Here is a 1,710-nt window from a genome sequence, read left to right as displayed (position 1 = left end):
CCGCCTGCCCCCGTGCGGGTCGCCACTCCCCCGCGGCCCCCGCGCCCCCGGCCGTCCGGCCCGGGTGCCGCGACCGTCGGCATCGTCGTCTCGCTGACGATCCTCGCGCTCGCCGCGCTCCTGCTGGCCGAGCGGGCGGACCGGTTCGACGGCCCCGTGCTGCTCACGACGATCGGCATCGCCGTCGTGCTGAGCGGGATCGGCATCATCGTCTCCGGCCTGCGCGGCCGCACGAGCGGCTCGCTGGGCGCGCTCGCGGTGCTGGGCGTGCTGGCCGCCGGGCCCGTCGGGGTCGCGACGCACTCCGGCTGGACGCCGCAGGGCGTGCACCGCTGGGAGGCGTCGAGCGTGACCCTGACGACCCGCACCGACGCCGCCAACGGCGTCAACCTCGGCCTCGGCGACGCCACGGTCGACCTGTCCGCCGTGCCGCTCGACTCGAGCACGCTCGACGTGCCGGTCTCCATCGGGGCGGGAAGCCTGACGGTCGTCCTGCCCGAGGACGCGGCCGTGAGCGCGACCGTCCGCATGGGCGCCGGCGAGGTGCGCTGGCAGGTGGACGACGCGTCCGAGACCCGCAGCGGCGTCGGCCTCGGCGAGGCCTCGTTCGACGACGGCTCCGGCCGCACGCCCCAGCTCCACGTCGACGTCTCGGCCGGTGCCGGCGACGTCACGATCGTCCGGGAGGACTCATGACCACCAGCACGCCCCGCAGGCCGGGGGACGACGACCGCACCCGCGAGGACGAGGTGACGCAGCCGCTGGAGCCGGTCACGGCTCCGGACGAGCCGGACGAGCAGATCGAGCAGGACGAGCAGGACGACGCCCCGACGGCCGCCCTGCCGCACGAGGCGGGAGCGGCGGACGCCGCCGGCCCCGAGAGCCCGGCGGGCGCCGAGGACACGCACGGCGCCCGGGACGGGGACGACACCCTCGTCCTGCCCGCCGACGGCACCACCCGGCCCCTCGAGGCGCCGGTGACCGCGCCCGTCAGGACGTCGACCCCCGTGGCTCCCGCCGCACCCGTCGCGGCACGTGCGTCCGACGCTGCGACGGACGCCCGACGCGACGGCGCGGCGCCTGGCGAGGCGGCCGCCCCCGCGCCGGCCGAGCACCGCCCGACCCTGCGCGTCGGGACGGTCGTCTGGGGGCTGGTGCTCGCGGCGATCGGCGTCGGCGTCCTCGCCTGGGCCGGTGGCGCGTCCATCGACCTCCAGCTCGCGACGATCGTGCTGCTCGCCGCGGCGGGCACCGCGCTCCTCGTCGGCTCGCTGGTGTCCGGGGCACGCCGCTCGCGGCGGTGACCCCGAGCACCTGCACCACGACCCGACGGCCGCCACGCGGCCGTCGACCGGTCGGGACGTCCGGAGGGGGACGTCCCGACCACGCGCGAACGGGCCGGCCCCCGGAGGGGTCGGCCCGTTCGGCTGCGCCGCCCGAGCAGCGGACGGCCCGGTGCTGTGACGGCACAGTGGTGGTCACGGCACGGTGCCGGTCACGGCAGGGGCCGGTCAGGCCAGGTGCCGGTCAGGGCACGGTGGGCGGCTTCGGCTCCCCCCCGGGCTCCTGCGCCAGCGGCCGCGGGGCCGTGCCGCTGACGGGGTCGGGTCCGCCGACCGCCGGCCCCTCCGCCGCCGGGTCCGGCCCACGGTCCGGGGTCCGGAACGTGTCGGGCACGCGGCGCGCGCCCGGGTCGGCCGGCGGCGTCGA

1 protein-coding gene and 2 pseudogenes are annotated in these 1,710 nt (G+C 78.9%); 2 read left to right on the top strand and 1 reads right to left on the bottom strand.

Going from position 1 to position 1,710, the window contains the following annotated elements; genetic code table 11:
* Window positions 1–696 (top strand): annotated as a pseudogene (locus tag HGCM_RS08475) (LiaF domain-containing protein); the annotation flags it as partial.
* On the top strand, window positions 693–1,304 hold the full coding sequence (locus HGCM_RS08470) for a hypothetical protein (protein ID WP_019136418.1): 612 nt from the start codon (window positions 693–695) through the stop codon (window positions 1,302–1,304). The pseudogene HGCM_RS08475 and the gene HGCM_RS08470, both read left to right, overlap by 4 nt.
* Before the next feature lie 223 nt (window positions 1,305–1,527).
* Here HGCM_RS08470 and HGCM_RS20255 read toward each other — a convergent pair.
* A pseudogene (locus HGCM_RS20255) lies at window positions 1,528–1,710 on the bottom strand (2-oxo acid dehydrogenase subunit E2); the annotation flags it as partial.

Source organism: Cellulomonas massiliensis JC225 (assembly GCF_000312005.1).
In the GTDB taxonomy this organism is placed as follows: Bacteria; Actinomycetota; Actinomycetes; order Actinomycetales; family Cellulomonadaceae; genus Cellulomonas; species Cellulomonas massiliensis.
This window is presented reverse-complemented; position numbering and strand designations above follow the sequence as displayed.

Coding starts and splice junctions, on each gene's coding strand:
- HGCM_RS08470 (WP_019136418.1), top strand. CDS start 693: ATGACCACCAGCACGCCCCGCAGGCCGGGGGACGACGACCGCACCCGC.